This is a genomic window from Micromonospora sp. NPDC047134, assembly GCF_040643455.1.
GTDB lineage: Bacteria > Actinomycetota > Actinomycetes > Mycobacteriales > Micromonosporaceae > Micromonospora.
Map to the genome: position 1 here is coordinate 492,790 of NZ_JBEYUI010000002.1, position 7,593 is coordinate 500,382.

5 protein-coding genes are annotated in these 7,593 nt (G+C 71.5%); all 5 read left to right on the forward strand.

The window, feature by feature from the left end; genetic code table 11:
* The first annotated feature begins 145 nt into the window (after positions 1-145).
* The 5 genes from ABZ795_RS05105 (at position 146) to gatB (ending at position 7,521) form a co-directional block, all read left to right on the forward strand.
* Positions 146-2,518, forward strand: coding sequence for an EAL domain-containing protein (locus tag ABZ795_RS05105; RefSeq protein WP_357528979.1), 2,373 nt, complete (start codon positions 146-148; stop codon positions 2,516-2,518).
* 176 nt (positions 2,519-2,694) lie between these two features.
* Positions 2,695-3,000 (forward strand): Asp-tRNA(Asn)/Glu-tRNA(Gln) amidotransferase subunit GatC, encoded by a 306-nt coding sequence (gene gatC, locus ABZ795_RS05110; protein WP_013732007.1) that lies wholly within the window; start codon positions 2,695-2,697, stop codon positions 2,998-3,000.
* A gap of 52 nt (positions 3,001-3,052) precedes the next feature.
* Positions 3,053-4,528, forward strand: coding sequence for an Asp-tRNA(Asn)/Glu-tRNA(Gln) amidotransferase subunit GatA (gatA, locus tag ABZ795_RS05115; RefSeq protein ID WP_357528981.1), 1,476 nt, complete (start codon positions 3,053-3,055; stop codon positions 4,526-4,528).
* A gap of 238 nt (positions 4,529-4,766) precedes the next feature.
* Positions 4,767-5,897 (forward strand): putative Ig domain-containing protein, encoded by a 1,131-nt coding sequence (locus ABZ795_RS05120; protein ID WP_357528983.1) that lies wholly within the window; start codon positions 4,767-4,769, stop codon positions 5,895-5,897.
* Between the two features lie 124 nt (positions 5,898-6,021).
* Positions 6,022-7,521 (forward strand): Asp-tRNA(Asn)/Glu-tRNA(Gln) amidotransferase subunit GatB, encoded by a 1,500-nt coding sequence (gene gatB / locus ABZ795_RS05125; protein ID WP_357528985.1) that lies wholly within the window; start codon positions 6,022-6,024, stop codon positions 7,519-7,521.
* Positions 7,522-7,593 lie beyond the last annotated feature (72 nt).

Sequence of the window (7,593 nt, forward strand, 5' to 3'; positions counted from 1 at the left end):
CCCTTCGGGGCACTCGCGAAGGATACCAACTTAATTACGACTACGCCCGATTCGTGACTGTCGTGGCGGGGAAACCGGCACCGGGGGCGTTTCATTGGGTCACGGCACGTGAGAGCACGTGCCGGGTTCCGTACCGGGAGGTGTGATGGAGCCGCCCGACCCGCGCAACCTGGTCCCGCCCGAACGGGCGGCGCAGTTCACCGCCTTCGTGGCCGGTGTGCTCGCGGTGGCCGTGCTGGTCTCGGCCGGCCCCCTGGTGTCACTGGGCACGTCGGTGTCCACGTTGCCGGTGGCCTTCTGGACGATGGCGGTGCTCGCGGTGGCCTGCGACGCGCGCCCGTTCGTCGCGCCCGGGCGGCGGCAGTCCTCCGCGGTCTACCCCTCCAGCTGCTTCACCTTCGCCATCCTGCTCGGCTGGGGGCTCGGGCCTGCGGTCGCCGTGCAGGCGGTGGCCGTGCTGGTCTCCGGGGTCCGGTCGGGTCACGCCCCCTGGCGTACCGCCTTCAACGCCGCCCAGTACGCCTGCTCCCTGGCCGCCGCGTACGCCATCAGTCGGCTGGCGCCCGGCGCGGCCTTCGAAGGCGGGCCCCTGACCTGGGCGGACGTCGCGGCGATCGGCGGCGCCGGGGTGGCCTGGTTCCTGGTCAACTACGGGCTGGTCACCGCCGCCGTCCGGCTGCGTTTCGGCGAGCGGTGGTGGCCGAACGCCTGGCGGGGGCTGCCCTTCGAGTTGCTCTCCACCGGTTCCCTGCTGCTGCTGGCGCCGATCCTGGTGACCGCGGCCCGGGCCAGCGCGGCCCTGGTCCCGCTGGTGCTGGTGCCGCTGTTCGCGGTGTACCGGATGGCGCGGCTCACCGTGGAGCAGCGTCAACTGGCCGCGCTCGACCCGCTGACCGGGCTCCCCAACCGCAAGGCCCTGCTGGCCGAGGTCAACGAGCAGGTGCACCGGCACGCCGAGCGCGCCGCGCGGGGGGAGCCGGACGCCCAGCTGGCCCTGCTGCTGATCGACCTGGACCGCTTCAAGAACGTCAACGACGCCCTGGGACACGCCGTGGGGGACCGGCTGCTGGTCGAGGTCAGTGCCCGGCTGACCGAGGTGGTCGAACCGCCCGGCCTGGTCGCCCGGCTGGGCGGCGACGAGTTCGCCATCGTGATGACCGGGCTGACCGAGGTAGGGCAGGCCCGGGCCTTCGCCGACCAGGTGGTGCAGGTGCTGGCCGAGCCGGTGCAGTTGGACGGGTTGCCGCTGGATGTCGGAGGCTCCATCGGCATCGCCCTCTATCCCGACCACGGCGAGGACTTCGCCACCCTGATGCGGCACGCCGACGTGGCGATGTATGACGCCAAGCACCGCAACGACACCGTGGCCGTCTACACCCCGGAGTCCGACCACAACTCGGCCGAGCGGCTGAGCCTCCTGGCCGACCTGCGTCGGGTGCTGGAGGCGGGACCGACCGGACAGCCCCCGCCGGCCACCTCCCCGGTGCGCGGCGGGGACGGCGCCACCCTGCCGGTGGCCGGGGCGGCCGGTGGGCGTACCGGCCAGCGGTGGTGGCCCCGGCGTCGCCGTCGGCTGCCCACCGAGGTCCAGCATGACGAGCTGATCAACCACATCGTGACGGCCGCGGACCCGATCCTGCGGCGCAGCACCCAGCCCACCCCACCGGCATCGGACGGCGAACCGGTGTGGGTCGGACCGACCCCCTCCGAGGAGCCGCCGGAGCCGGCTTCGGAGGTGGGCGAGATCATGCTCTACTACCAGCCGCAGATCGAGATCGCCACCGGCGCGGTGGTCGGGGTGGAGGCGCTGCTGCGGTGGCGCCACCCCCGCCGGGGCATGGTCGACCCGGAGGAACTGATCCGGGTGGCCGAGCAGAGCGCGGTGATGCGGTTGCTGACCCGCCGGGTCGTCGACGACGTGGTGGAGCAGCTCGCCAAATGGTCCTCGGCCGGGGTCGGGCTGCGGGCCGCCCTCAACGTCAGCGTCCGGGACCTGCACACCGGTGAGATCGCCGAGCAGATAGCCGACCGGCTGACCCGCTACGGGGTGGCCCCCGAGCGACTGCAACTGGAGATCACCGAAGGCGCCCTGATGGCCGATCCCCGTCGGGTGCTGACCACCATCACCCGGCTGCACCGGATCGGGGTGGGCATCGCCCTGGACGACTTCGGCACCGGCTACTCGTCCCTGCAACACCTGCGTCGGCTACCCCTGTCGGAGGTGAAGGTCGACCGGTCCTTCGTCCTGGGCATGGTCGAGGACAGCGACGACGCGGCGATCGTACGGTCGACCATCGAACTGGCCAAGGCGCTCGGGCTGCGGGTGGTGGCCGAGGGGGTGGAGGACGAGCGGACCTGGCGGATGCTGCACGCGGCCGGCTGCGACGCCGCCCAGGGCTGGTTCTACGCCCGGCCGATGCCGGCCGAGGAACTGGTCGCCTGGCTGGCCCGCTACCGTCCGGTCCGCCCCCTGGCCACCTCCGAGGAGGCCGAGCTGCCCCGGCGGCACCCCCGCTGACCCGCCCGGCCCGGCGGGCGGGAGGCCAGGGCAGGCGATCGGGTGTGTGAACCGGGGGCCGGGGAGCCCCCAGCGGTCGGCCGGGCACGGAACAATAGACTCGCTGGACGTCACCACGGGTCGCAGGACCGGGTGGGCGTTAGGCAGACGCAGGGACAGCCACGAAGGGGGCACTGATGGCCGCCATCTCCCGCGAGGAGGTCGCGCACCTGGCGCGACTGTCGCGGCTCGCCGTGACGGAGGAGGAACTCGACACCTTCGCCGGCCAGCTCGACGTGATCCTCCAGGCGGTAGCCCAGGTGGGCGAGGTCGCCGCCGCCGACATCCCGCCCACCTCGCACTCGGTGCCGCTGACCAACGTGTTCCGCGAGGACGTGGTGACGCCGTGCCTGACCCCGCAGGAGGCGCTGTCGGGCGCACCGGACGCGGAGGAGCAGCGGTTCCGCGTACCGCGGATCCTGGACGAGGATGTGGCATCGTGAGCGAGCGGATCAACGTGCTCGGTGACGGCACGGGTCGAAGCGGAGTGGCGGCATGAGTGACCTGACGAAGTTGAGCGCCGTCGAGATCGCCGGCCTGGTGGCCTCGGGGCAGACCTCCGCGGTCGAGGTGACCCAGGCGCACCTGGACCGGATCGCCGAGGTCGACGGGCGGGTCAACGCCTTCCTGCATGTCGACAGCGAGGGCGCCCTGGCCGCCGCCCGGCAGGTGGACGCCCAGCGGGCCGAGGGCGCGCAGTTGGGTCCGCTGGCCGGGGTGCCGGTGGCGGTCAAGGACGTGCTGACCACCAAGGGGGTGCCGACCACGGTCGGCTCGAAGATCCTCGAGGGCTGGCGTCCGCCGTACGACTCGACGATCGTGCAGCGGCTGCGGGCCGCCGGCACGGTGATGCTCGGCAAGACCAACATGGACGAGTTCGCGATGGGCTCCTCCACGGAATACTCCGCGTACGGACCGACCCGCAACCCCTGGGACACCGACCGCATCCCGGGTGGTTCCGGTGGTGGTAGCGCGGCCGCCCTGGCCGCGTACGAGGCACCCCTGGCGATCGGCTCGGACACCGGCGGCTCGATCCGCCAACCGGGTGCGGTCACCGGCACCGTCGGCGCCAAGCCGACCTACGGCGGCACCTCCCGCTACGGCCTGGTGGCCTTCTCCTCCTCGCTGGACACCCCCGGCCCCTGCGCGCGTACGGTGCTGGACGCCGCGCTGCTGCACGAGGCCATCGGCGGGCACGACCCCCGCGACTCGACCTCCATCGCCGCGCCGGTGCCGGACGTGGTCGCGGCGGCGAAGCTCGGTGCCACCGGCGACCTGACCGGGGTACGGCTGGGCATCGTCACCGAGTTCGCCGGTGAGGGGGCCGAGCCGGGGGTGATGGCCGCCTTCCACGAGGCGGTCGACACCCTGACCAAGCTCGGTGCGGAGATCGTCGAGGTCTCCTGCCCGCACTTCAAGTACGCCCTGCCGGCGTACTACCTGATCGCCCCGAGCGAGTGCTCCTCCAACCTGGCCCGCTTCGACGGGGTCCGGTTCGGGCTGCGGGTCGGCGACGACGGCAACCGGTCGCTGGAGGAGGTCATGTCGCTGACCCGGGAGGCCGGCTTCGGCCCCGAGGTCAAGCGACGGATCATGATCGGCACCTACGCCCTCTCCTCGGGCTACTACGACGCCTACTACGGGCAGGCCCAGAAGGTCCGTACCCTGATCACCCGGGACTTCACGGCCGCCTTCGAGCAGGTCGACGCGCTGATCTCGCCGACCACCCCGTTCGTGGCCTTCCAACTGGGTGCCCGCACCTCCGACCCGTACCAGATGTACCTGGCCGACCTGTACACCATTCCGACCAATCTGTACGGCGGGCCGGGCATCTCGGTGCCGTGTGGTCTGGCGGACGGGCTGCCGGTGGGTCTCCAGGTGATGGCCCCGACCATGGCCGACGACCGGATGTACCGGGTCGCTGCCGCGCTGGAGAGCGCCGTCGGCACCCTCACTCCGCCGGCCCTGTGATCAGAGGGGGTGCGCGGGCGGGTCGCCCGCCCGCGCACCTCATCGCCGTACGCCCGCCTGTGGTCACCCCGACCGCACCGGGCGCGGTCGTTGTGGAATCGACACCCTGGCCACCGCGTGGATGATTGCTCAGAGTCACGCTTGCTGATTGGATGAGTACGAGTCTGCCGGACTCTGGTCGCCGGCCAGACGCGAGCCGTTCTGATCGACGAGTCGTTCTGACCGACCTGGATGTGCGATGAAGACACTGCGCCCGGTCATGGCCCTGACGATGGTGGTCGCCCTGCTGCTGGTCGGCGCCCCACCGGCCGCAGCGGCGACCGTCACCATCACCTCCGGCGCGCCCCAATCGCCGAGGTATCTGGGCCAGACGTACGCGGTCCACACGGTCGAGGCCACCGGTGGTACGGCGCCGTACGCCTTGTCGGTGAGTGCGGGGAGTCTGCCGCCGGGCATGCTGGTGGTCGGTAACTCCCTGGGCGGCTCGCCGACCACGGCCGGCAGCTACACCTTCACCCTGCGGATGACGGACGCGGAGGGGGAGTACGCCGAGCAGACCGCGACCATCGAGGTACGCGAACCGGAGATCGAGATCACCTCGGGTGCGCCCCGGTCGCCGAGGTATCTCGGCCAGACGTACGCGATCCACACGGTCGAGGCCACCGGTGGTACGGCCCCGTACGCGTTGTCGGTGAGTGGGAGCCTGCCGCCGGGCATGCTGGTGGTCGGCAACTCCCTGAGCGGTTCGCCGAACACGGCCGGCACCTACCGCGCCACCCTGCGGATGACGGACAAGAACGGCTTCTTCGGCGAGCAGGACATCACCATCGTCGTCGCCGTGGCCGCTACCGCCTTCACCTCCGGCAACCCGCCCTCCGGCACGGTGGGCCAGCCGTACTCCTTCCCGTTCACCGCCGAGGGCGACGAGAACATCACCTTCTCCCTGGCCGCCGGCACCCTGCCGAACGGGCTGACCCTGGCCACCAACGGTCTGCTCAGCGGAACCCCCAGCAGCGCCGGCACCTTCGACTTCATGGTCCGGGCGGCCGGCGCCCAGACCAGTGCCACCACCGAGGTGGACCTGGTCGTCGTCGCTAGGTCCACCCCCACGGCCACCCCGACCGGTCCCACGGCGACCCCGACCGGTCCCACCGTCACCCCGTCTCCGGTCGCCCCCTCCGCTACCCCGTCCGAAAGTCCGGCGGCGCCGGTCCCCTCACCCTCGAAGACCAGCGGGGCCTGGCTGCCGGTCACCGGATCGAACTCGACGATCGTGCTGCTGTTGCTGAGCGTCCTGGCCTTCTCCATCGGCGGGATCCTGCTGGTGTTGACCGTCAACCACCGTCGACGCTTCAGCGCCCCCGAGTGACACCCCGCCTCGGCTCGTAGGTGTGATGCCCGGCCGAGGCGGGCCAGGTGGAACGGTTAGGCTTGGCGGCGTTGTGTCCGGATGCCGCCGTGGGCCGGCTACCGCCTGCAAAGCTGGAGTTCTCATGACCACGACGCTGCCCGCGTACGACGAGGTCGTCGCGCGATACGAGCCGGTGATCGGCCTGGAGACCCACGTCGAGCTGGGCACGAACACCAAGATGTGGTGCGGCTGCCCGACCGACTTCGGCGGCGAGCCGAACACCCGGGTCTGCCCGGTCTGCCTGGGCCTGCCCGGCTCCCTGCCGGTGGCCAACAAGGCCGCCATCGAGGCGACCATCCGGATCGGCCTGGCGCTGAACTGCTCGATTGCGCAGTGGTGCCGGTTCGCCCGGAAGAACTACTTCTACCCGGACATGCCGAAGAACTTCCAGATCAGCCAGTACGACGAGCCCCTCTGCTTCGACGGCTACCTGGACGTCGAGGTCAACGGCGAGCTGGTGCGCATCGGCATCGAGCGGGTGCACCTGGAGGAGGACACCGGCAAGACGCTGCACGTCGGCGGCGCCACCGGCCGCATCCACGGCGCCACCGAGTCCCTCGTCGACTACAACCGGGCCGGCATCCCCCTGGTCGAGATCGTCACCAAGCCGATCCCCGGCACCGGTGCCCTCGCCCCCGAGGTGGCCCGCGCGTACGTCGCCGAGCTGCGGGACGTGATCCGCTCCCTGGGGGTCTCCGACGTCCGCATGGAGGAAGGTTCGCTGCGGTGTGATGTCAACACCTCGCTGAACCTGCCCGGCGAGGAGTGGGGCACCCGTACCGAGACCAAGAACGTCAACTCCCTGCGCTCGGTCGAGCGGGCGGTCCGTTCGGAGATGCTGCGCCAGGCCTCCGTACTGGATGCCGGCGGTCGGATCACCCAGGAGACCCGGCACTTCCACGAGGACACCGGGGACACCACCCCGGGCCGGTCCAAGGAGACCGCCACCGACTACCGCTACTTCCCGGAGCCGGACCTGGTCCCCATCGCCCCCGACCCGGCCTGGGTGGCCGAGCTGAAGGCCGCCCTGCCGGAGCTGCCCCGGCTGCACCGCCGTCGCCTCCAGGAGGCGTGGGGCCTGTCGGACACGGACATGCAGTCGGTGCTCAACGCCGGTGCGGTCGAGCTGATCGAGCAGACTGTCGCCGCCGGTGCCTCCCCGGCCGCCGCCCGCAAGTGGTGGCTGGGTGAGCTGTCCCGGAGGGCCAACGAGACCGGTGTGGAGCTGGCCGACATCGGGGCCACCCCGGTGCAGGTCGCCGAGCTGCAGAGCCTGGTCGACGCCGGCAAGCTCAACGACAAGCTGGCCCGTGCCGTGCTGGAAGGCGTGGTCGCCGGTGAGGGATCGCCCACCGAGATCATGACCGCCCGGGGCCTGGAGGTCGTCTCCGACACCAGCGCCCTCACCGCCGCCGTGGACGAGGCGATCGCCGCCAACCCCGACATCGCCGACAAGATCCGCAGCGGCAAGGTAGCCGCCGCCGGAGCCCTGGTAGGCGCCGTAATGAAGACCACCCGAGGCCAAGCCGACGCCAAAACCGTCCGCGACCTGATCCTCACCCGCCTAACCCCCACCCCCTAACCCCCCCACCCCCACCCCCACCCCCCACCGCCACCCCCACCCCCGTCTCGCCCCGTTGATCATGTGGTTGGC

Coding starts and splice junctions, on each gene's coding strand:
- gatB (WP_357528985.1), top strand. CDS start 6,022: ATGACCACGACGCTGCCCGCGTACGACGAGGTCGTCGCGCGATACGAG.
- gatC (WP_013732007.1), top strand. CDS start 2,695: ATGGCCGCCATCTCCCGCGAGGAGGTCGCGCACCTGGCGCGACTGTCG.
- ABZ795_RS05105 (WP_357528979.1), top strand. CDS start 146: ATGGAGCCGCCCGACCCGCGCAACCTGGTCCCGCCCGAACGGGCGGCG.
- ABZ795_RS05120 (WP_357528983.1), top strand. CDS start 4,767: ATGAAGACACTGCGCCCGGTCATGGCCCTGACGATGGTGGTCGCCCTG.
- gatA (WP_357528981.1), top strand. CDS start 3,053: ATGAGTGACCTGACGAAGTTGAGCGCCGTCGAGATCGCCGGCCTGGTG.